At 40.7% G+C, this 24007-nt stretch carries 16 protein-coding genes and 1 pseudogene; 6 read left to right on the forward strand and 11 right to left on the reverse strand.

All coding sequences use genetic code 11. The features are described 5' to 3' along the window. Nucleotides 1-60 precede the first annotated feature (60 nt). Nucleotides 61-1539 (reverse strand): proline--tRNA ligase, encoded by a 1479-nt coding sequence (proS, locus tag JWR61_RS15235; protein WP_301928618.1) that lies wholly within the window; start codon nucleotides 1537-1539, stop codon nucleotides 61-63. 240 nt (nucleotides 1540-1779) lie between these two features. Between proS and JWR61_RS15240 the strand changes: the two genes are divergently transcribed. Together JWR61_RS15240 and JWR61_RS15245 are read left to right on the forward strand one after the other, a co-directional pair. After that, nucleotides 1780-2532, forward strand: a complete 753-nt coding sequence (locus JWR61_RS15240; protein ID WP_301928619.1) for a hypothetical protein — start codon at nucleotides 1780-1782, stop codon at nucleotides 2530-2532. 71 nt (nucleotides 2533-2603) lie between these two features. Next, nucleotides 2604-4151 (forward strand): OmpP1/FadL family transporter, encoded by a 1548-nt coding sequence (locus JWR61_RS15245; RefSeq protein ID WP_301928620.1) that lies wholly within the window; start codon nucleotides 2604-2606, stop codon nucleotides 4149-4151. Between the two features lie 115 nt (nucleotides 4152-4266). Here the strand turns inward: JWR61_RS15245 and JWR61_RS15250 are convergent, their stop codons facing one another. The 6 genes from JWR61_RS15250 to JWR61_RS15275 all read right to left on the reverse strand — a co-directional run bounded on the left by JWR61_RS15250 (nucleotide 4267) and on the right by JWR61_RS15275 (nucleotide 14916). After that, nucleotides 4267-4695, reverse strand: a complete 429-nt coding sequence (locus JWR61_RS15250) for a response regulator (RefSeq protein WP_301928621.1) — start codon at nucleotides 4693-4695, stop codon at nucleotides 4267-4269. Next, nucleotides 4688-8029: a two-component regulator propeller domain-containing protein gene (locus JWR61_RS15255; RefSeq protein ID WP_367881804.1), complete on the reverse strand. Its 3342-nt coding sequence runs from the start codon at nucleotides 8027-8029 to the stop codon at nucleotides 4688-4690. The genes JWR61_RS15250 and JWR61_RS15255 overlap by 8 nt, the downstream gene beginning before the upstream one ends. A 276-nt stretch (nucleotides 8030-8305) precedes the next feature. Further along, the gene (locus tag JWR61_RS15260) at nucleotides 8306-11611 is read right to left on the reverse strand and encodes a two-component regulator propeller domain-containing protein (protein WP_301928623.1); all 3306 of its coding nucleotides are present in this window, start codon (nucleotides 11609-11611) and stop codon (nucleotides 8306-8308) included. Between the two features lie 144 nt (nucleotides 11612-11755). Continuing rightward, entirely contained in the window at nucleotides 11756-12664 is a 909-nt protein-coding gene (gene miaA / locus JWR61_RS15265; protein WP_301928624.1) for a tRNA (adenosine(37)-N6)-dimethylallyltransferase MiaA, read from the reverse strand. Nucleotides 12665-12874: 210 nt separating this feature from the next. Then, entirely contained in the window at nucleotides 12875-13456 is a 582-nt protein-coding gene (locus tag JWR61_RS15270; RefSeq protein ID WP_301928625.1) for a hypothetical protein, read from the reverse strand. Between the two features lie 41 nt (nucleotides 13457-13497). Next, the gene (locus JWR61_RS15275) at nucleotides 13498-14916 is read right to left on the reverse strand and encodes a CCA tRNA nucleotidyltransferase (RefSeq protein WP_301928626.1); all 1419 of its coding nucleotides are present in this window, start codon (nucleotides 14914-14916) and stop codon (nucleotides 13498-13500) included. 189 nt (nucleotides 14917-15105) lie between these two features. Here JWR61_RS15275 and lon point away from each other — a divergent pair, with 189 nt between their 5' ends. Further along, a complete protein-coding gene (gene lon, locus JWR61_RS15280; protein ID WP_301928627.1) occupies nucleotides 15106-17505 on the forward strand; it encodes an endopeptidase La in 2400 nt (799 codons plus the stop codon). Nucleotides 17506-17701: 196 nt separating this feature from the next. Here the strand turns inward: lon and JWR61_RS15285 are convergent, their stop codons facing one another. Genes JWR61_RS15285 through JWR61_RS15295 form a run of 3 tightly spaced genes read right to left on the reverse strand, consistent with a single transcriptional unit; the run spans nucleotide 17702 to nucleotide 18976 of the window. Further along, on the reverse strand, nucleotides 17702-18139 hold the full coding sequence (locus JWR61_RS15285; RefSeq protein ID WP_301928628.1) for an SRPBCC domain-containing protein: 438 nt from the start codon (nucleotides 18137-18139) through the stop codon (nucleotides 17702-17704). 26 nt (nucleotides 18140-18165) lie between these two features. Further along, on the reverse strand, nucleotides 18166-18648 hold the full coding sequence (locus JWR61_RS15290) for an SRPBCC family protein (protein ID WP_301928629.1): 483 nt from the start codon (nucleotides 18646-18648) through the stop codon (nucleotides 18166-18168). After that, complete coding sequence (locus JWR61_RS15295; RefSeq protein WP_301928630.1) at nucleotides 18626-18976, reverse strand: helix-turn-helix transcriptional regulator; 351 nt, start codon at nucleotides 18974-18976, stop codon at nucleotides 18626-18628. The genes JWR61_RS15290 and JWR61_RS15295 overlap by 23 nt, the downstream gene beginning before the upstream one ends. A gap of 208 nt (nucleotides 18977-19184) precedes the next feature. Between JWR61_RS15295 and JWR61_RS15300 the strand changes: the two genes are divergently transcribed. The 3 genes from JWR61_RS15300 (at nucleotide 19185) to JWR61_RS15310 (ending at nucleotide 23229) form a co-directional block, all read left to right on the forward strand. Further along, nucleotides 19185-20657 (forward strand): glycosyltransferase family 39 protein, encoded by a 1473-nt coding sequence (locus JWR61_RS15300; protein WP_301928631.1) that lies wholly within the window; start codon nucleotides 19185-19187, stop codon nucleotides 20655-20657. Between the two features lie 33 nt (nucleotides 20658-20690). Further along, nucleotides 20691-21029 carry an MmcQ/YjbR family DNA-binding protein gene (locus JWR61_RS15305; protein ID WP_301928632.1) on the forward strand — a complete coding sequence of 113 codons (339 nt, stop codon included), beginning with the start codon at nucleotides 20691-20693 and terminating at the stop codon, nucleotides 21027-21029. Between the two features lie 61 nt (nucleotides 21030-21090). Then, nucleotides 21091-23229, forward strand: a complete 2139-nt coding sequence (locus tag JWR61_RS15310) for an FUSC family membrane protein (protein ID WP_301928633.1) — start codon at nucleotides 21091-21093, stop codon at nucleotides 23227-23229. Between the two features lie 365 nt (nucleotides 23230-23594). Here JWR61_RS15310 and JWR61_RS15315 read toward each other — a convergent pair. Further along, nucleotides 23595-24007: pseudogene (locus JWR61_RS15315) on the reverse strand (polyphosphate kinase 2 family protein); the annotation flags it as partial.

The following is a 24007-nucleotide window of genomic DNA, read 5'->3' on the forward strand; positions in this document are numbered from 1 at the left end:
GCAGTAAAACAACAGGCACTGAAAATTTCAGTGCCTGCATAATAATGGCTGTTCCTTGTTTTAATACGCTCTCGCAAATAAAACCCGCTGGCTGCTTTTATTACCCGTTAAAATACACTTACCATCTTCCATTTTGTTATCCAGGGGAATACAGCGGATGGTAGCTTTTGTAAGTTCCTTTATCTTTTCTTCTGTTTCGGGCGTTCCATCCCAGTGCGCCGCTATAAATCCTGTCTTGGTATCCAACAGCTGAATAAAATCATCCCAGTTATCCGCATTGGTAATGTGTTCATCCCTAAAACCTTTGGCCTTATTATAGATTGCAGATTGAATGTCCGCTAATAATTTAATGATATTTTCAGCCAGCCCGTCAATGCTCATGCTAGCCTTTTCTTTTGTATCCCTTCTTGCAACTTCAACAACATTGCTGGCAATGTCCCTGGCCCCGATTGCAATGCGAACTGGTACGCCCTTCATTTCATATTCAGCAAATTTCCATCCAGGCCGGTTGTTGTCATTATCATCATATTTAACTTTTATTCCGGCAGCTTTCAATTGCTGCTGCAATACTTTTACCTTATCGTCAATCAGATTTTTTTGTTCTGCTCCTTTAAAAATTGGTACAATCACTACCTGTATAGGGGCTAATTTGGGTGGTAAAACCAGTCCCTGGTCATCGCTGTGCGCCATTACAAGGGCGCCAATCAGGCGGGTGCTTACTCCCCAGCTGGTGGCCCAAACATAATCAAGTTTGTTTTCTTTATCAGCAAATTTTACGTCAAAAGCTTTCGCAAAGTTTTGCCCTAAAAAATGAGAAGTTCCTGCCTGTAATGCCTTACCGTCCTGCATCAGGGCTTCAATACAATAAGTGTCTTCAGCACCTGCAAACCGTTCATTGGCAGATTTAATGCCTTTGATTACCGGCATCGCCATAAACTCTTCTGCAAAGGTGGCGTATACATTCAGCATCTGCACTGTTTCACCCACTGCTTCATCCCTGGTTGCGTGCGCCGTATGCCCCTCCTGCCACAAAAATTCTGCTGTGCGTAAAAACAAACGGGTACGCATTTCCCATCTTACCACATTAGCCCACTGATTGATCAGCAATGGCAAATCGCGGTAAGATTGAATCCATCCTTTGTAAGTGTTCCAAATAATTGCTTCACTGGTTGGTCTTACCACCAGTTCCTCATCCAGCTTTGCCTCCGGATCAACAATTAGCTTTCCCTTATTATCCGGATCGGTTTTCAACCTGTAATGGGTTACAACCGCACATTCTTTAGCAAATCCTTCTGCGTTTTTTTCTTCTGCCTCAAATAAACTTTTGGGAACAAACAGCGGAAAGTAAGCATTTTCGTGGCCAGTATCCTTAAACATCTTATCCAGCTGATCCCGCATATTTTCCCATATAGCATAGCCATAGGGCTTTATCACCATACAGCCCCGGACAGCACTGTAATCCGCCAGTCCACCTTTTAATATCAAATCGTTGTACCATTGAGAATAATCCTCTTCCCTGCTTGTAATTTCTTTGCTCATTTATTGTAAATTATTATTTTAATCCTAAGAAAAAAGTTGAAAAAAGCCCTTCTTATCCACTGAAACAACACAACTTATATATAAATCATAATCATTTTCTTTTAGCACATATTTAACAGCGCTATGCCACAATGTTGCATTATATTTATATTGCCATTTGAGAGGTTACTGTTTCCTTTGTTGTTAATAAACCGCACAAAAATAGTAACTTCACTTTACAATAATTTTAAACAAATTATCATGAAAACGAAACTTTTACTTTTAGCTGTTTCTGCCGCTGCCTTCAGCAGTTGCACTACTATGTATAAATCCGGCCAAACACCAGATGATGTTTATTATTCTCCTGCCCGTAATTATGGTGAAGCGGTTGCCGTAGCTAAACGCCCTCCAGCCGAAGAACCTGTTTACAATTATAGCGGGGAAGACAGGGTGATTCTGATGGGTATCAATGATTACAGGTGGAGATACTTGAATAATGATTATGCTTACAGTCCGTACTCATACTACGATAATTACAGCGCTTATAACCGGCATGGTTATTACAACAATTATGGCGGCTATTCCAATAATTATGGCAATTTTTACAGCCCCTACTACAGTGATTTCTACAGTAATTATTATTACAATCCATACTATAGCCCTTACCCGGTTTACATTACACCAGCAAGTTCGATAAAAAACACAACACCAAGAGTAACTAACCTTAACGGCTATACGCATCATTATAATAATAACAATGCTTCGTTTGCGGTTCCCAACAACGTGCCTGTTAGAAGTTATAACAATACCAATGCAAGAACGAGTGCTTTGGGCAATGTTTTAAACAAAGTACTTGCTCCGGCAAACAATAACAACAGCTACAATAATACCACCAACAGAACCACTACTACGACAGAAAGAACCTACACGCCTCCACCTGCCAGCAGTAGCAGTTCATCATCTGGCAGCAGTTCATCCGGCGGCGGTGGAGGAAGAATTACAAGACCTAATTAATATCGCAATACGACTTGCGTTAAAACATATTTTTGCCGGCTTTACCACCAGCATACTAAAATAATTATGCCATGAAAAAATATCTGCTCCTATCGCTCTTGTTAACAGGTTATGGTTTGTATGCACAGATTCCGGAAGATGTATTAAGGTATTCGTTTTATCCTCAGAATGGTACTGCCCGTAACCTCGCTATTGGTGGAGCTATGGGTTCATTGGGCGGAGATATAACTGCTAACTTTGTGAACCCGGCAGGTTTAGGAAATTACAAAACAGGCGAGTTTGTTTTTACACCGGGTTTTTTCCTGAACAGCAACAATGTAAATTTCAGGGATACTAAATTAAAAAGCAGTAAAAACAATTTCAATTTTTTGGGTGGGCCGATTGGCTTTGTGTTTGGAACCGGTGACAGGTATAAACCCAACACAAGCAAAGCATTCAGCCTGGCAGTTACGCAAACGGCTAATTACAACAATACGGTTCAATATTCAGGGTACAACAATTACAGTTCATTCAGTGAACAGTTTGCAGAACAGGCGGTCAAAGGTTTAAGCAATGGCTCTGTGGAGGACGTACTCAATGACCCCCAATATGCTTATGGTGCTGCCCCCGCATTGTATACGTACCTGGTAGATACATTTAGCGGCAACAGGGTAAAAGCCCAGCCGGAGTTTTTACTGGCTGATGGTAAGGCGCTTTTTCAGCAAAATACATTACAAACCAGTGGTGGCATGTATGAAGTGGCGCTGGGGTATGCTGTAAATAAAAATGATAAACTTTTGATCGGAGGTAGCGTTGGCATTCCCATTATAAATTATAACAGTACATCAACCTTTAGGGAAACTGATACTTCATCTGATGCAAATAACAATTTTGGATATTTTAATTACACGGATCATTTTTCAACCAAAGGCGTTGGATTAAATTTAAAACTGGGCATCATTTTTAAGCCATCTGAATTTCTACGGCTTGGTTTTGCCGTGCACACGCCCAGTTATATATTTACCTTAAAAGATAAGCGCAACGTAGATCTTGAAGTAAATACTGAAAATTATAAAGGAGTTAGATCTGTGTCGTCAGAAATATTTACCAATAATGTTCCTAGTGAAAGCAATTATACTTTACTAACTCCCTGGAAGGCGATGGTAAGTGGCAGCTATGTGTTAAGAGGAGTGGAAAATGTAAAAGAACAAAAGGGTTTTATTACTGCAGATATTGAATATGTTCGTCATAGCGCTTCTTCGTTTTACAGTGCCAATCAAACGCCTGCTGCAGGAGAAACCGATTATTATACCGCTCTAAATAAAGTGATAAGAAGTGAATACAAAGGTGCTTTTAATTTTCGTGCCGGTGGCGAATTGAAATTTAATGTAATTATGGCCCGGCTTGGATTTGCCTATTATACCAACCCTTACAAAGACCCCGCTTTAAAGGCCAACAGGATGCTGATAAGCGGAGGTGTTGGGTATAGAAATAAAGGCTTTTTTATTGACCTCACTTATGTCTATGCGCTTAATAAGGATGTAAATTTTCCGTACAGATTACAGGATAAAAGTAACACGTTTGCAAGTGTAAAAAATAATCGTGGCAATATTGTAGCAAGTGTTGGAATAAAATTTTAGCATCGTCAGGCTTATGCCGGACAAAGACGCCCACTCAATTTAGTTAGTGCCTGTTTGTATAAGAATGGCCGCTTAACCACTGCCGGAGGATAGCTATATTATTGCTCAGTTAATATTAGGCGGCCTTAAAATACTTCCTGATTATCCTTTCTATCATTTCTTTTGTAAGCGGTTTATTTTCAAAATCGGCTATCTCCGGAATATTTTCTGCCCGTTGCTTATCGTCGGGATTGAGGGAGGTTGTAAGCATTATGATGACTGGCTTGAGTGCGTGGCCATTGCTTATCTTTCTAAACTCGGTTAAAAATTCCCATCCATTCATACGTGGCATGTTGATATCAAGAAAAACAAGATCAGGAGGAATAAAGTCGCCCTTTGAGCCAACTTCTTCTGTTGCTTTTTTAAGATAATTTAATGCTTTCATTCCGCTGTCTGCTATCTCCAGATGATGGGTACATCCTGCTTCTTCAATCAACATAGTACTTATAAAGTTAGTGGGCTCATCGTCATCAATTACCATGATGCAGCTCAGTTTATTATCCATTAATCACTTTTTTTGGTATTGTAAACAAAAATTTGCTTCCACCCCCCTCTGCCGGTTCCATCCAGATTTTTCCACCATGCAATTCAACTATTTTTTTACAGTGCGCTAATCCAATGCCTGAGCCCTGGTATTCTGTCCGTATGTTTAAGCGCTGAAAGATATCAAATATTCTTTCACTGTACTCTTTCTCAATACCAATTCCATTGTCAATTATCGCAAACTTCCAGTTGTCCTCGTGGTTTTCAACAGTAACTTGTATGAAGGGGGCAACATTCTTTTTTCGAAATTTTACCGCATTTACCAACAGATTTTGAAAAAGCAATTTCATTTCGGTTGGATAGCCATTAATAACCGGCAAAGTACCATAACTGATAGTGGCATTTGCCTCCGTAGCAGACGCCATAATATCCGCCAGTACATTTTTCATTACAATATTGCAGTCAACAAGTTCAACATTTTCTTTAGTACCTATTCTTGAAAATTCTAATAAATCGGTTATTAGAATTCTCATTCTTTTTGCAGCATCGGCGATAAAATTAAGATATTTATCTGCCTTTTCATCTAATTTTCCCTTGTACTGCATTTGAAGCAACTCCACGAAGCCAACGGTAGTCCTCAAAGGTTCCTGCAAATCGTGCGATGCCACATAAGCAAATTGCTCGAGCTCTTTATTCTTTACCTGAAGTGCAATATTGGCCTTACTTGCTGCCTCTCTTGCTGCTTCAGACTCGGTTTTAGACTGTTCGGCCTCCAAACGTGCGGCTCGTTCATCCTGGTTTAAACGAACGAGTTCCATAGTTTGTTCGTTCACTTTTTGTTGCAGCAAAACCTTTTGTTGCTGTATTCCCTTCAACCTCATCCGGTAAAAAGCAAATACACTCCCTGCGATCAGTAAAATACCCCCCAGTCTAAACCACCACGTTTGCCAAAATGGTGGCAATATTATTATAGTAAGAAGTGTGGGTTTGTCGTTCCAAACGCCATCATTATTACTCCCTTTTACTTTAAATGTATAAGTGCCGGGGTTAAGGTTAGTATAGGTAGCAGATCGCTTGCTGCCAGCATAGTCCCAATCCTTATCAAATCCCTCCAACTTATAGGCATACTGATTTTGTTCAGGGTGTGTAAAGTTAAGCGCTGCAAATTCAATTGTAAAAACTGACTGATTGTAGGACAGCTTAATTTCTTTTGTTTGATTGATCGACTCTTTCAACGGTGAGTCAGCTCCTATGCGTACCGGTTTATTAAACACTTCAAACCCGGTGATGAATACCGGTGGAATAAAATTATTGTCTTTAATACTATCCGGGTAGAAGCTGTTAAACCCATTTACCCCTCCAAAATACAATTCGCCATTCAGGCTTTGCGCAGATGCCTTATGCTTGAAAGTGTTGCTTTGCAAACCATCACTAATGGTATAATTTCTAAAGGTTTTGGAAACGATATTAAAATTTGAGAGACCCTTATTGGTACTGATCCATAAATTACCATGACGATCCTGCTGTATAGCCCATATGGTATTGTTGGGCAGGCCGTCTTTTTCAGTATATACAGTAAATTTATTGTCGACTATGCTATAATAATTTAATCCTGCAGCGGTGCCGATCCACAAATTACCTGCAGCGTCTTCCACTATACAATTCACAACATTGTCTGAAAGACTGTCTTTATTGCCGGGGCTGGCCTGGTGGTGGGTAAACTCATTTTTATCACGGTCAAAAAGGTCGATTCCCCTGTCCCCTCCGATCCAAAACTGTCCTGACCTGGTTTCGTACATTGCGTAAACACTGTTGCTGGCAATGCTTTTTATATTATTTGCATCTGGTAAAAACGGGATAAACTTTTTCGTGATGGCATCAAATAAAAAAATGCCCCCATAACCGTCGTTACTCAGCCAAAGATTGTTCCGGCGATCTTTGTATGCGGCGAGTACACTCAACGATGTTAACCTGTTGGTATTGATATCCTTTGTTGCGTAGTGTGTGAAAGCATTTTTCTTTTCATCAAAAAAATCAATTCCGCCCCTGTGAAAGCCCAGTAGCAACGTATCGGGAGCATAAGGGAAAGCGGTTAATACGAAGTTGTTGTAAATGCCATTTTTTACCGGGGTACTTTGCTGAAAACTGGTAAAATTATGATTGAATGTATTAAACCGGTTTAAGCCTCCGCCGTCAGTTCCTATCCAGATATTATTGTTTTTGTCACTGCTCATAGACAATACAAGGTTGTTGCTTAAACTATTACTGCTTCCCGGCATTTTTTTATAATGGGTAAACTTATCGCCAAAAAAAGGTAGAAAATTGATTCCGCCTGACCAGGTACCGGCCCAGATGTTGCCTACGTTGTCTTTGTATAAACTGTATACAGAATTTCCAGATAAACTGTTAGGATCGTATTCGTCGTTTCGGCAGGAGGTAAAAGCCCTGGTAGTATAGTCATAAATACTAATGCCGCCGTTTTCTGTACCTATCCAGAGTTTACCCACTGCGTCTTCGGTAAACGAAAGGATATCGTTATAAACAAGACTGTTTTCATTTTTGGGATCGTGTTTATAATTTATAAAGGAGTTGCGAATTGGATCAAACATAGCTATTCCACTTCCCTGGGTACCAGCCCAGATATTTCCCCTGCCGTCTTTGTACACCGTTTTGATAAAACCCGACCCTATGCTGTTTGCATCATTGGGTGAATTAATATACCTCGTAAATTGTTCTTTTTCCGGATTAAAACGATTAAGGCCATTCCTGGTGGCTATCCACAACTGCCCATTGTTATCCTCCGTAATTTCATACACGTAATTTTCGCTCAGGCTATTGTTATCATCGGGATCATTTCTATACCATTTGGCGCTGCCGGTGGCGGGATTAAACAAATAAAAACCTTCAGCCGAGTTGAGCCATAACCGCTTTTTACTATCCTGGAAAATACCGCTGCTAACTTCCCAGCCACGTCCTTTAAAACAGTGTGTAAACGATTCGGTTGCCCTGTCAAATTTATCCAGCCCATTTTGGGTTAGTATCCATAAATTGTGTTCTGCATCTTCCCTGATACTAAAAACGGAATTATTTATTATGCTCGCTGCATTTCCGGGGTCGTGCTTATACACTGTAAATTTATAGCCGTTGTATTTATTTAATCCCTCATCAGTACCAAACCACATAAATCCCTTGTGATCTTTTTCGATGGCAAAAACTGAATTTTGCGATAAGCCATTGTCTGTACTCAGCCGGGTAAATTTGAATTGATTTGTTTGTGAAAATCCTAAGAAGACAAGCAGCTGAAAACAGCACAATATTATTATACCACGCCTCTTTGTTATTTTATTTCTTTGCAATTTCTGGCAGCTTTTAAAGTTACTGTTAGTCTGTTATCCGGTTACATGTCATCACCAGCAATAACATACGAACCATTATTGTTATTGTAGCAATGCATCAGGTTTTTATACTTAATTTTCAACAGAAATCACATAAAATATCTTGCCGTGGAACGGGTAATCCAACGATCAGCCGCGGGTCAATCAGCTCATATTTCCTTTCACCGCCGCAGGTTTACCTGTTTTCCTGTGGTAATATCCTTAATAAGGTCACTGCATATTTTTTAATTCACACCATTAAGCATACTCCCTGGGTAGGGTAAAATAAAATGTACTTCCTGATTGGGGAACAGATTCCACCCAAATTTTGCCGCTGTGCAGCTCAACAATTTTTTTACAATGCGATAAACCTATTCCGGATCCTTTGTATTCATTTCGATTATGCAGGCGCTGGAAAATATCAAAGATTCTTTCGGAATATTGTTGCGCTATCCCAATTCCATTATCGGCAATTGAAAATTGCCAGTAGTTATCTTTTTGTTCTACGCCGATATCAATTTTCAGTGCTTCACTTGTTTTACGAAACTTGATGGCATTAATCAACAGGTTTTGAAACAACAATTGTATTTCCGTAAGGTGGCCATGAACTACCGGTAAATCAGCATAGCAGATCTCAGCATTTGATTCCTGAATGGCAGCTGTAATATCTTCCAATACATTCGCCAAAACAATTTTACAATCTACCGGCTCAAATAATTTATCACTCCCAATCCTGGAGAAATCCAGCAAATCCTTGATCAGTGTTTTCATCCTGTCTGAGGCATCTACAATGTAGTGCAGGTATTTATCAGCACGCTCGTCCAGCTTTCCTCCGTATTGCTTTTGAATAAGTTCTACAAAACCGGAAGTGGTTCGTAACGGCTCCTGCAAGTCGTGGGAGGCAACGTATGCAAACTGTTCCAGTTCTTTGTTTTTTATTTTTAATTCCTTATTGGCTGATTCGGCATCTTGCCTGGCCCTTTGCTCTTTGGCTGCTGACAATAGCAACTGTTGGGTTTGCGCTCGAACCTGCTGCTTTAGTTGTATTTGCTGCGCTTCTGCAGCCCTGATTCTATTACGGTAAATACCAAGAATGCAACCGGCCAACAACAAAATAACAAGTGCTTTAAACCACCATGTTAGCCAAAAGGGAGGTTTAATAATCAGTTCAATTCGAATGATGCCGGGAGACCAGTTTCCTTCATTGTCCAGCCCCCTCACTTTAAAAAAATAGGTTGCCGCGTCAAGATTAGTATAAGTCGCTGTTCTGGCCGCTCCGGCCTTATTCCAGTTCTTATCAAAGCCCTCCAGCATGTATTCGTACTGCTTCTTTTCAGCACCCGTATAATTCAATGTTGCAAACTCAAAAGAAAAAACGGAATTACCATAAGGCAGCGTAATGGTCTTAGTTTCGCTTATACTTTGTTTTAAAACAGAAGAATTGTTTGCTCTGCTGTCAATGGGCACTTCGTTGTTGAAAATTTGAAAACTGGTTAACACTAACTGAGGATTGAACTGCACTGTTTTTACGCTGTCTGGATTAAACTCATTAAACCCATTAATACCACCAAAATACATCATGCCATTTTTTGCTTTCCAGGCAGCCAGTTGTTTGTATTCATTGGACTGACATCCGTCTGCTGGTCCAAAATTTTTGAAAACCCCCGTCAACGGATTGAAACAGGTAATCCCGTTATTGCTACTGATCCAAAGATTCTTTTTATCATCCTCCAATATGCCATAAATGTACTCGCCAGGAAGGCCGTCTGCCATCGAGTACACTGTAAACTTACCGGTAGTTTTATCAAATTTATTTAGCCCCATCATAGTACCTATCCATAGGTTGCGCCGGCTATCTTCCAAAACTGAATTCGTACTGTTGTTGCTGATACTGTTAGCTGTATCGTTGTGTAAAAACCGTGTGAATATTTTAGTTTTTGTATTAAAAAGATTCAGTCCGCCATTTTCTGTACATATCCATAAATTACCACCACTATCCTCATAAATATTTACAACATTGTTGGTAGAAATGCTATGCGTATTATTAGGGTCAAACTGAAAGCGGGTAAATGTTTTATGGTCCGCATTCAGCAAATTCAAACCCTCACCAAATGTAGCCACCCATATATTTTTTTCCCGGTCTTCAAAAATTTTCCAAGCATTGTTGGAACTTAAACTGGTGGTGTCATTCGGAGAGTTCCTGAAATGCGTAAATCGTTTATTTTGAGGATTGTAAACGGATAAACCCCGGAACCAGCTACCAATCCAGATATTACCGTCGCTATCCTCACAGGTATTTAATACATTGTCTCCGCAAATACTGTTTGAATTATTTTTTTGATGCCTGAACCGGGTAAAATCACCGGTCGACGGATCGAACAAATTCAAACCTCCTCCATCCGTACAAATCCATATTTTTTTTGTGTGATCTTCCATTATGCTCAATACCTGGTTATGGCTAAGACTATTCACCAGGCTATTGTGCATGTAATGAGTGAACACTAGTTTATCCCGGCTCAACATGTCAACGGCTCCGGCAAAATTGCCCAGCCACATGTTGTTTTTCCTGTCCCGGTAAATGGCATATATAGAATTGTTCCTGATGCTTGACTTATCAATGTCATCGTTTTTGCAAAATGTAAACTTTCCTTTCTCGTAGTTAAAGATGGACAATCCTGCATTTTCACTGCTGATCCACAAATTATTGTCAGCATCTTCGTTGATGAATAATACCGTATTACCTGCTAGCGAATTTGGATTTTTTTCGTCGTTTTTAAAATGACGAAATGTGTTGGTTGCAGGAACGAAAAGATCAAGGCCGTTACCGTTGGTAGCAATCCACAAACGATGTTTACTATCTTCAAAAATATTGTTCACATTGTCACCACTGATTGAATTACTGTCTGCGTTATTCCGCTGAAAATGTTGAAATGTTTGAGTTTGCGTGTTGAATAAATTAAGCCCGCCGTTGGCTGTTCCAATCCATAGATTGTGATTTGAGTCCTCGAAAAAGCATTTTATATAATTATCGCTTAAACCGCCGGTATCGCTTGCAGTATGTATAAAATGCTTAAAAGTGTTAGTTTGCGGTGCAAACAAATCCAGCCCCTGCTGCGTGCCGATCCAGACCATACCTGCATGATCTGCCAGAATACAATTGGTAATATCGCTTGTGACAGTGTTGGAATTATGATCACTGTGCCGGAACCGCGTAAAATTTTCCTGTTTGCGATTGAAGCGGCACATGCCGCCAATATTGGTTGCAATCCAAATATTACCATCCTTTGTTTCTGCAATGCCATTGATGTAATTGTTGCTGATGCTGTTGCTGTCATGTGGATCATTTTTATAGACGGTCGTTTTATAGCCATCATATTTATTTAATCCATCCCAACTGCCAAACCACATAAATCCACGGCTGTCCTGCATTATACAAAGTATATTGTCCTGCGAAATTCCCTGTGTTCTTCCAATATGTTCAAAATGTAATTGTTTGCTTTGGGCAAACACGAATAGATAGCTCCCCTGCAAAAAAAGATATAATAACAGTTTAGCGTGTTTCATTTTTATAACCGTTGCATACCGGAGCCGGACAATCAGCCGATTTAAATTACTTTGTTGATATTTTCCAGATCTTAGGCCGGAAAATTACTGTAATGAAAAATCGAAAAATGTAGAGAATGAGATAATTAAAGTGTAGAATAATTTCTAATATTTAATTTTAAGCAGGGTGTTTACCTGAAGCAATGCGTCGTCAAAATCAGCTGTGCACCATGTAACAGCTGCATCTTTTTTAAACCAGGTCATCTGGCGTTTTGCGTACTGGCGGGTGTTTATTTTAATGGCCTCTACAGCATCTTCCAGCGAAAGATCTCCAATCAGGTGTCCAATTAACTCCCTGTATCCAACAGTTTGCAAAGCATTTAAATCCTTGAATGGCATCATTTTTTTCACTTCATCCAGCAGGCCCTGATTCATCATTGCATCTACCCTGCTGTTGATTCTTTTAACCAACTCTTCCCGGGGTATTTCCAGCCCAATGGTAATGATATTAAAATCTCTTTTCTTTGACTGCTGCGTCTGGAATTCAATAATCGATTTGCCAGTTGACAACTTCACTTCTAATGCCCTCATTAAACGCTGGGGATTTTTTATTTCGCCTTTTTCAAAATACAGGGGGTCTTTCTTTTCAACTTCTTTTTGCAGCCATTCCAGTCCTTCCCATTCGTAATCTGCAATAATTTGCTCCCGTACAGATGGCTTGATCACAGGTACTTCATCAATACCATGCGCAAATGTTTTTACGTATAAACCGGTGCCACCAACCATTACGGCAATATCATTTTTTTCAAAAATCTTTTTTGCCTTTGCCAGCGCATATTGCTCAAATACGGCTGTGTTAACTGTTTCATGGATGGAGTGAGAGCTGATGAAGTAATGCTTTACCAAGGCCAGTTCCTCTTCTGAAGGTTTGGCTACGCCGATATTCAATTCTTTAAAGCATTGACGGCTATCTGCGGAAATAATTTCTGTTGAAAAATGTTGTGCCAGTTGAACAGCCAGCGTCGTTTTACCAACAGCGGTTGGGCCGACAATAATGATACAAGTCTTTTTCATTTATGCAATTATCCCGAACGGGAATTGATAATTTTTTAATTGATAATGGATAATGTTTTCAACTCCAGAATCTATAAGCTATAGAATGAAGGCTTGAGAATTCATGAAACGCAGGTTGAGTCATGATAACAAGATTGAGCCCTTTGCGAAAAGAAGATGGCGTCAAGGCTAAGAAATAATCCATTAACCAACTATCCAGTACCCATTGAACTAAAAGTCTTCCTGGCTTTCTTCGCCTGCGGCGGCATCTTCTTCTGTGCTTTCGGCGGCATTGCCATCTTCGTCTTCCTGGCTAAAACCCTCCAGCATGGCGGCGGCATTGAGATCGTATTTCTCTTCTACTTCGGCAAGCCGTTTATCGATCAATCCTTTGGTGCCGTATTGAGAGGGTGCTATTCCTTCTGTACGGATGCACACGGGGTAAGTAAGTTTTTTATTTTCTTCCTTATCTACATTGATCAGTTCCACCATAAAAGTCCAGAACTTATTAAAGTCGTAAACGTAAACAAACTTTTGATTGGGATCTTTAATTTCAGAGCCCATGGTAACTTCCGTCATAATCAGCGGATCCACCTTGTACACTTTCTCCGAATATTTTTCCAGGGAAATTTCCCGGCCCCTCAACCAGTTATCGTTGCTGCGGTAAAAAGTGGCTTTGTGCTTACTATCAAACTCAAAACTTTTTAAAATAGCCAGGTGCAAATCTGCAAAATTTTGTGTGTGCTTGATCACCACATCTCTGTAAACGCTATCATCATCTTCCCAGTAAATTCTGAATTTTAGTATTGCCATGCTGTAAAATTACAAATTGAAAATGGAATAATAATATTTAATCATGCTTTATACAAAAGGCCCATGCCGGTTGCTTTTTTAACCATAAAATTAAAAGCCGCCTCATATTCATTCGGAATTTCGCCTTCCAGAATGGCCTCCCTGATAGCATTTTTTAAATCCCCCACCATCCGGCCCGGTGGCAGTTTAAATGTTTGCATAATCATTTCGCCGGTTATCGGCGGCTGCCAGTTTCGCAACTGATCGCTGGCTTCTACTTCAGCACAACGCTCGCATACCATTTCAAAATTGTCCAGGTAACGTTTTACTTTTTGTTTGTTTTTACTGGTTATATCCGCCTTGCACAAAGTCATCAGCGCATCAAAATCTTCTCCTGCATCAAAAAGCAACCTGCGTATGGCGGAGTCGGTTATATTCTCTTTTGTTAAACTGATAGGCCTTAAATGTAACTCAACCAGTTTCCGAACAAAACGCATTTTTTCATTTTGCGGCAGTTTTAGCTGCGCAAAAATTTTAGGCACCATTCTGCCTCCAACTACTTCATGCCCATGAAAAGTCCAGCCATGGCCCGGCTCAAATTTTTTTGTTGCGGGTTTTGCTATGTCGTGTAAAACGGCTGCCCATCTTAACCACAAATCGTTCGTATTTTCTGCGATATTGTCCACCACCTGCAGCGTGTGGTAAAAATTATCTTTATGCCCCTTTCCATCAATGTATTCGGCCCCGGCGAGTAGTACCATCTGCGGAAAAATGATTTTCAGTAACCCGCTCTTATACAATAAGTCAAAACCAACTGAAGGCTTTTTGCACAACAGTATTTTATTTAACTCATCGGCTATGCGCTCTCCACTTACAATCTTAATGCGCTCTTTGTTCTCACCAATCGCATGAAAAGTTTTTTCTTCAATGCTAAAACCTAACTGGGCTGCAAATCGGATAGCACGCATCATCCGCAATGGATCGTCTATAAACGTTTGTGCCGGCGGCAGCGGTGTTCTGATGATCTTTTGTTCTATATCACTGATTCCGTTAAAAGGATCCAGCAGATCGCCAAAATTTTCCTTGTTTAAACTAATGGCAAGCGCATTGATTGTGAAATCTCTCCTGTCCTGGTCGTCACTTAATGAACCTGCTTCTACCTGCGGTTTCCGGCTTTCATAAGAGTAGCTTTCTTTCCTTGCGCCCACAAATTCGATCTCGGTATCCTTTACTTTGATCTGTGCCGTGCCAAAATTTTTAAAGTAGTTCACCACTGGTTTGGGGCTGAACAAACCCGCCACGGCATGTGCCAGTTCAATTCCATCGCCGGTGCAAACAATATCAATATCTTTCGTATTTCTGCCGATGATAGAATCTCTTACAAATCCACCAATTAAATAACAATCAACGTGCAAGCCTGCCGCTGCCTGTGCAATTTTTTTAAAGATTAACAGTTCTGTAGGAGAGCAATTAATATACATAATCCTGCGAAGATCGTTTAAATAGAAATTAAAAAACAGTGGCAGAAGATCACTCCGTCATTTTCATTTCAATTTTTATTTTTTAACAGGCCGGCTGTTCCGGCATTAATGTTGACTATATACAGCGCCATCAAAAATGTGCTGCAATCAGCCTGCATTTTGACAATTTGGCTTTATATTGAATAAATTATGGATAACAAATTTTTTATGCCCGGTTTGGAAGAGGAAATGGAGTTTATGCCGCTCATTCCGCTAAATGAGGATGGCAGCGAAGACAACGACACACAGGCCATTCCTGCAGAATTACCCCTTTTACCCTTACGCAACACCGTACTGTTTCCAGGAATCGTTTTACCTATCACCGTTGGCAGAGATAAGAGTATTAAGGCTGTAACCGACGCTTACAAGGCTGACAAATTGATAGGCGTAATAGCGCAAAAAGACAGTACGGTAGAAGAGCCCACAGTAAGCGATCTGGAAGAAATTGGTACGGTTGCCAAAATTGCTAAAATGATCAAAATGCCCGATGGTGGAACAACTATTATCATCCAGGGTAAAAGGAGATTTAAGGTTGAAGAGATCATTTCGGAAGATCCCTATTTTAAGGCAAGAATAAAAACGCTGGAAGAAGAAGTTTTGAAAGACGACAGTGATTTTGATGCAATGGTGGGAAGCATCAAAGATCTTGCTTCGCAGATTGTAAATATTTCTCCCAACCTGCCCAGCGAGGCAGCCATTATTTTAAAGAACATCGAAAACCCATCCTTCCTGATTCATTTTGTCAGCAGTAATTTAAACAGTGATATCAAGGACAAACAGCGCTTGCTGGTGATCAATAATATTAAGGCAAGGGCAGAATTGCTGATGAACCTGATGCAGACCGAACTGCAATACACAGAACTTAAAAACAAAGTAACTAACAAGACAAGGGCGGAACTGGATAAGCAGCAGAAAGAATATTTTTTGCAGCAACAAATGAAAGCCATTAAAGAAGAATTAGGTGGCGACAATGTTGCTGAGGTAAAGGAGATGCTTAAAAAGGCCGAAACAAAAAAATGGCCCGTTGCTGCAAAGGAAATGTTTATTAAAGGGGCCGAGAAACTGGAAAGAATGCATCCCAGCACGCCGGATTATTCGGTAGTGTACAATCACCTTGACCTGATGCTGGACTTGCCATGGGAAGATTACACTGCGGATAGCTACGATCTTAAAAAAGCCCGTAAAGTATTGGATCACGATCATTACGGCATGCATAAAATAAAGGAACGCATACTGGAATACCTGGCGGTACTAAAATTAAAGGGTGACATGAAAAGCCCGATTCTTTGCTTTGTAGGCCCTCCCGGAATTGGTAAAACAAGCCTTGGCAAAAGCATTGCCCATGCAATCGCCAGGAAATATGTAAGGGTAAGCCTCGGTGGTTTGCATGACGAAAGTGAGATACGGGGTCACCGCAAAACCTATATCGGCGCCATGCCCGGCCGAATCATTCAGTCTATCCGCAAAATAAAAAGCAGCAACCCGGTAATGATACTGGATGAAATTGATAAGGTCGGCAACGATCAGCGGGGCGATCCCTCATCAGCCCTTTTGGAAGTGTTGGATCCGGAACAGAACAATACCTTCTACGATAATTACCTGGAGCTGGAATACGATCTCAGCAAGGTGTTGTTTATTGCCACCGCCAATAACATCAGCAATATTCAACCGGCTTTAAGAGACCGTTTGGAAATTATTGACCTGAGCGGTTACGCCGTGGAAGAGAAAATTGAAATAGCCAAGCAACATTTAATCCCCAAGCAAAAAGAAGCCCACGGCTTAAAAAATGTTACGGTAAAAGCAAGTGATAAAGTAATAGAAAAAGTAATTGAAGATTACACCCGCGAAAGTGGCGTTAGAGATCTTGACAGGCAACTGGCTGCAGTAATGCGTAACCTCGCCATGCAATATGCTACCAAAAATAAATTGAAACCTACGCTTACTTCTAATGACGTGGAACGCATTCTGGGTAAACCGCGATTTAGCAACGAAATGTACAAAACGGCTAACATGGCCGGCGTGGCCGTTGGCCTTGCCTGGACCTATGTTGGCGGTGATATTCTTTTTATTGAAATCAGTTTAAGCGATGGCAAAGGCGAATTAAAAATGACGGGTAACCTGGGCAATGTTATGAAGGAAAGTGCGTCCACTGCATATACATGGCTGCAGGTGAATGCGAAGAAGTTAAACATAGACCCGGAAATGTTTAATAAAAAGAACGTGCATATTCACGTGCCGGAAGGAGCTGTTCCCAAAGACGGGCCCAGCGCAGGTATTACCATGATGACAGCATTGGCCAGTGCTTTTACCGGCCGCAGGATCAAATCGTACCTTGCCATGACCGGAGAGATTACCCTTCGCGGGCAGGTGTTGCCGGTGGGTGGTATTAAGGAAAAAGTGCTGGCAGCCAAACGCTCCGGCATAAAAGAAATCATCATGTGCTGGCAAAATGAAAAAGATGTGCTGGAGATAAATCCGGCTTTTATCAAGGGCACCAAATTTCACTATGTAAAAACAATGCAGCAGGTGCTGGACATTGCTTTATCATAGTGTTGTAACATTAACAAGATAAAATTGCTTTAACATAATTTTTTTAAAATATGAGCAAACCATTTACAACCATCCTACGTATGTAGTGTTGTATAAGTATCAACATAATAATGTTGGTTGTTTTAAGGGTTAAGAAAATTCCCGCCGGCTCTCCGGTGGGAATTTTTTTTGCGGCATGTTGCAGATGGAGGCAGATTCAGGCTTTTGCACCTTCAAGGAAATCTTTCAGTGAAATATTGACGATGTGATTCCATCCTTCCATAAAATTCTTTTTGTCAAAATCAGGATTGTTTTGCTGGAACGTTTCCAGGCCGGTATGGGTAAGTTTCAGTAATGTCCTAGTTCCCTTTTCAGTCAATTCAAACATTACGATCGAACTGCCCGGATAACCATCATACCGCCAGCTATACGCCAATATTTTTTCAGGTACAACATCGGTTATTTCGCACAGATGCCTGTATTGTATTCCATCGGGCCTTCCGCCCATAAACTCGAATTGAAAACCCTTCTCTGGTTTAAATTCCAGAAGATCGAAATACCATTTTTTCATTTCATCTTTATCTGTAAGTGCTTTCCACACTGTTGCAACAGGAGCATCAAACAAACGCTCCGTTACGACTGGCTCAGTATTCATATACTTAAATTTATTGAATGAGTGGATTATAATGCATGTTTGGCTTGATAGAATTGATCAAGAAATTTAGCCAGCTTTTCTACATTCTGTTTAAGTCCCTCATCTGCTTTAAAGGTTTTAACTACCTGCTCAAATTGTTCTGCAGTTTCAAAAAGCATGTGCCATTCCAGCAATGTTTGTTTACCTTTTTCCGTGAAAGTGATGGTAGCCAAAAATTTTGGAGCAGACACATGTTCGTACACAATCCGTTCCGGTTCTATTACTTCCCTGAAAATACTTTTGTTTTTATAATCAGTTCCATCCGGCCCGTGCATCACCAGGTTCCACTCCCCGCCCGGCTTCACATCCATTGTATTTATTGTATTTGAAAATCCTTCCGGACCCCACCAGTTGGCTATGTGTTCAGGATTAGTCCATACTTCCCAAACAAGTTCCCTTGGTGCATTCAGCAGACGTGATACTAATAATTCACGGCCGGCAGTACTATTACTTTTTTTGTTTGCTTCCATGTTGATGTATGTTTGATTTTGTTTGCAATTCAGTTAAATAATTTTCCAGGCTATCCAGCTTAGCCTCCCAGAATTTGCGGTACTGATCTACCCATTTGGATACCTCTCCCAACTTGTCCAGTTTCACCTCACAAAACCTGTCCCGCCCCCGCTGCTCAATTACAATCAGCCCGCATTCAGTTAATATTTTAATGTGTTTTGAGATGGCTGGACGGCTGATTGGAAAGTTTTCTGCCACTGCATTCAGATTTAATTTTTTATTGGCAAGCAGGTGAATAATTTCCCTGCGTGTTGGGTCTGATACTGCCTGAAAAACATCTCTTCTCATGAATTAACTATTATGTAACCGTTCGGTTACAAATTTATAAGCAACAGGTTATTTATGCAACTTTTTTTGCTGCTTTTTTTTAAACAATATAAAAGAGGAGTAATACAATGTTTCAATGAATAGTTGGTTAATTAACTTTAGCTTTCAAAAAACTGTTGTGCGAAAAAATACATTTCTCCTTTTCTTTTTTATACTATTCAAGCTCAGTATGCACTTATGGTTGATCCATCCTGCGTATGAGTTGCACCGGGATGAATACCTGCACCTTGACCAGGCAAGGCATTTGGCGTGGGGATACGATTCGGTTCCGCCCTTTACGTCGTGGATCTCATGGATTATTCTGCAACTGGGCAATGGTGTTTTTTGGGTAAAATTTTTTCCAGCCCTTTTCGGAGCGCTTACTATGGCAGTTGTATGGAAAACAATTGAAGTCCTTAAGGGTAATCTGTTTGCCCTGGTATTGGGCGCTTTTGCTGTGCTTTTTTCGGGCATGGCAAGATTAAATATTCTATTTCAGCCTAATTCAGCCGATGTACTTTTTTGGACCTTGTTCTATTATACTATCGTTCAGTACATCAATACGGAAAATAAACAATGGCTAATGAAAGCCGCACTGGTATTTGCTTTCAGCTTTTTAGACAAGTATAATATTGTGTTTCTGGTATTGGGTATGTTGCCTGCCATCTTACTTACACCTTACAGAAAAATATTTTTGTCCACCCAATTGTATTGGTGTTTGTTGGTTGCGTTGCTGATTGTTTCACCCAACATTATCTGGCAGATACGAAATCATTTTCCTGTTATACATCATATGCAAACCCTGGCCTCCACCCAGCTGGTACATGTAAATCGCATTGATTTTTTAAAAGAACAAATCCTGTTCTTTGCCGGTGCATTGTTTATTTTGCTGGCGGCTTTTATTTCATTTTTTACTTATCCCCCGTTTTATAAATACAGGCTATTTTTTGGGTCATTCATTTTTACATTGTTGCTGTTTGTATATTTTAAAGCAAAGGGTTATTATGGAGTTGGATTGTATCCAATTCTGCTGGCTTTTGGCGCAGTATATCTCGAAAAAATATTAACCGGCGGCTGGCGATATTACCTTCGGCCGCTTGCCATTGCCATACCTTTATTGCTTTTTATACCGATGGTGAAAATTGCTTTTCCGCTACAGCCCCCGGCAGTAATACAACAAAATGCAAAAAGGTATAAAGCGTTGGATTTATTAAGATGGGAAGACGGAAAAGATCATGCGCTGCCACAGGATTTTGCAGATATGCTCGGTTGGAAAGAACTTGCGTTTAAAGTAGACAAGGCGTTTGACCTGATTGCTGACAGCAGCCACACACTGGTGCTTTGCGAAAATTACGGAGAAGCAGGCGCCATCAACTATTACTCGTCGCATAAAAACATATCTGCCGTTATGCTGGAAGGCGATTACTATAAATGGTTTTTAGCTGACTCCAGGCTGCTCAAAAATATTGTACTTGTAAAAGATATTGGTAACCCAGATACAGCGCTTACAAAGGAAAGACAGCTGTTTAAAACCGTGTTGCCTGCAGGAGCAATTGAAAATAAGTATGCCCGGGAACAAGGCACCCGTATTTTTGTTTTAAAGGAATATGAGGGCTCAATGCTGCTAAAAGATAAAATCATAGCACTTCGAAACAGTCAATAATTATTGTAACAATTTTGATTCATCTGAAATTTTATGGCAAATATTGATCAATTTAAAAAACTGGCATTGTCTTTCGCAGAAACAGAAGCATCCCCGCATTTTGATAAAACAGCTTTTCGGGTTAAGAAAAAAATATGGGTCACGCTGGATGTAACAACACAAGTGGCTTGTTTTAAATTATCGTTGACAGAACAATCTGTATTCTGTGCTTTTGGCAATTCCATTATTTATCCGGTAAAAAATAAATGGGGATTGCAGGGATGGACATTGGTTGAGTTAAGAAAAATAAGATTGGGCATGTTGAAGGATATTGCATCTGTAGCTTACGGTGAAATGATACAAGGAAAAAGTAAACCAAATAAAAAAGATTGAACCACACGCTTTTTTTTAGCGAACCGAAAGCTTACCGGCGTAAATTGTAAGTGTATAACACATGAAGGAAAAAAAGCAGGACATACAATATTTTTTATTCAGCCAATATCTGTCGGATGGTCTCCGCACAACGCTGGAAATCATTTTACCATCGGTTATTTTCGCCCAGTTTCACCGGCTGGATCTGGGCCTGATAATGAGTACAGGTGCGCTTTGCGCCAGCATGGCCGATGGTCCGGGACCTGTAGAACATAAACGCAACGGAATGCTGTACTGCATTCTTTTTACTTTTTTAATGACGCTGGTTACGGGGCTGGTAAACGCCAACATTATTTTAATGGGTTTGCTGGTGTTAGTATCCTCTTTCTTTTTTACCATGTTTTCCGTATTCGGTAACAGGGCGGCTTCACTGGGTACAGCTGCATTATTAATTATGGTTTTGAGGATGGATAGAATCAGTACTCCGTTGAATGTTTTGCTGGAAAGTTTACTGGTAGTTGCAGGTGGGTTTTGGTACCTGCTCACAGCGTTGCTATTCTTCAGACTATATCCCTATCGTCCAAGCCAACGCCTGCTGGGAATTTGCCTGCATGAAACCGCCCGGTATTTAAAGATAAAATCCGCCCTGTATGAAAGCAGCAGCAATATATCGGATGAGTACCGCAAACTGGTAGCACAGCAGGTTGTTGTAAATGAGAAACAGGATGAATTAAGGGAGCTTTTGTATAAGAACAGGGAGATGATGAAAGACCCTACAGACACGGGAAAACTGCTGATGGTGACCTTTGCTGATGTGGTTGACCTGTTTGAAAATATCATGGCCACCTGGTACGATTACGCATTGCTGAGAGAACGTTTTGGTAACACAGGATTGCTGAATGATGTTTCCATTATTATTCAAAATCTGGCAGATGAAATTGACCGGATGGGCCTTGCTATACAGTCAGACAATAATTATAAAAAACAGTACCGTTTAGTGCCCGCTCTGAATGATTTAAAGACAAAAATTGACGGCTTGGAAGAAAACGGCAACAGCCATTTGGTATTAAAAAAGATTTTGGTCAACATCCGAAACCTGGGAGAAAGAACTGATGAGCTGATGAATTATTTTAAGGCAGGCTCTGCCGAAAAAAAGCCAGTTCGGACGGACACTGACTATGCAAGATTTGTTTCGCACCAGGTAATAAGTGCCCGTGAATTTTTCAGCAATTTCACGCTGCAATCATCTGTGTTCCGCCACTCGCTCAGGATGATGATTACCTGTATAACCGGTTTTATTATCGCAAAATTGCTGCCCAATACTCATCATGGCTACTGGATTTTATTAACCATCATCGTGATTTTAAAACCCGGCTTCAGTCTTACCAAACAGCGCAATCTCGAAAGATTATTTGGAACTGTTGCAGGCGGTATCATCGGCGTGCTGCTTATTTATTTTATACACGACCGCGACGTGCTTTTTTCTCTCATAATCATTTTTATGCTGGTCACTTACACCTTTATCAGGGTAAACTATGTTGTGACGGTTATTTTTATGACGCCTTATATCATTATACTTTTTAGTTTGCTGGGTATAGGTTCTGTTACTGTAGCAGAAGAACGGTTGCTTGATACTGCCATCGCTTCTGTACTGGCTTTTACGGGCAGCTATTTTTTATTTCCGCATTGGGAATCTGTACAACTGGAGAGTTATATGATAAGCGTGTTGAAAGCAAACCGCGATTATTTGCAGCAGCTATTGTCTTTTTTTTCAGGTAAGAAGCCTTCCTCTATTGAATATAAATTGGTGAGAAAACAGTTGTATATCAGCTCTGCCAACCTCTCTGCTGCATTTCAGCGCATGTTGTCTGAGCCCAAAAGCAAGCAACGCAGCAGTCAGCATATTTATGAATTTGTTGTATTGAACCACGTGCTGTCAAGTAATATCGCCAGCCTTACGGCAAGTATGATCAATAAAGAAGTCGAGCCGGTATGTTCAAAAGAAATTGTGTTGCCCGTGAAAAAGAGCATTACCATTTTAAAACAAAGCCTGCAGCAGCTGGATCATACAGCAGAGGAAGAAGAAATTACTATTCCAAAAACAACTACCTCTACTGCAAATCAGACCGATAAGCAATTGACCGAGCAACTCAATTTTATTTATAAAGTAAGCGGAGATATTGGAAAAATTACTACAGAAATATCGAAACAAAACGATTGATGGAGTTATTGCTTTTCTTTGGGTGGACCTGACCAGGACTTCTTAAAATTGGGCTAAAAAAAGACAGTCTGCAGAAGGTTGTTAAAAAATAGGGCCGGATAGAAATCCAGCCCGCTTTAAAATCCAATATCCTATGAAAAACCAAGGTATAAACGCCTGTTCGCTGATTAAATTGCAGCAGTTTGAATATTCAGTAAAGTATTTTATTAGAGCCGGTTAAAATAAGATCACCTGTTTTGTTTGGGAAACAGATTCCCCAAAACAATGTTTTAAGATAAATAAGAGAATAGAAACAGCTAAGGAGCTGGTATAGAAATTAATTACAAAACGGAAAGACTTAAAATTGCAAGTGGTTGATATTGTGGTCACAACGCGTAAAAAAAATAAGCCACGTACCAGGGCGCGGCATCCGTCGAGGTGCGGCGGATCGCGACCTGGTACGCCTCCATGAAGTCGTCCCACAGCAGGCGGTCGTCGATGTCGCCGGGGTTGAACTTCCAGTGCTTGGTCGGGTCATCGAGGCGCGCCTCGAGGCGGGCCTTCTGCTCGTCTCTCGAGATGTGCAGCATGACCTTGATCACGGTCGTGCCGTCGGCGATCAACTCGTTCTCGAAGGCGACGATCTCGTCGTAGCGGGCTTCGATCGCGTCGGGCGTCGAGAGGTGCCGGACGCGGTGCACGATCACATCCTCGTAGTGCGAACGGTCGAAGACCCCCAGAATGCCGGCCGCAGGCAGTTGCGCGCGGATGCGCCAGAGGAAGTCGTGCGCCTTCTCCT

Source organism: Ferruginibacter sp. (genome assembly GCF_028288465.1).
Lineage (GTDB): Bacteria > Bacteroidota > Bacteroidia > Chitinophagales > Chitinophagaceae > Ferruginibacter.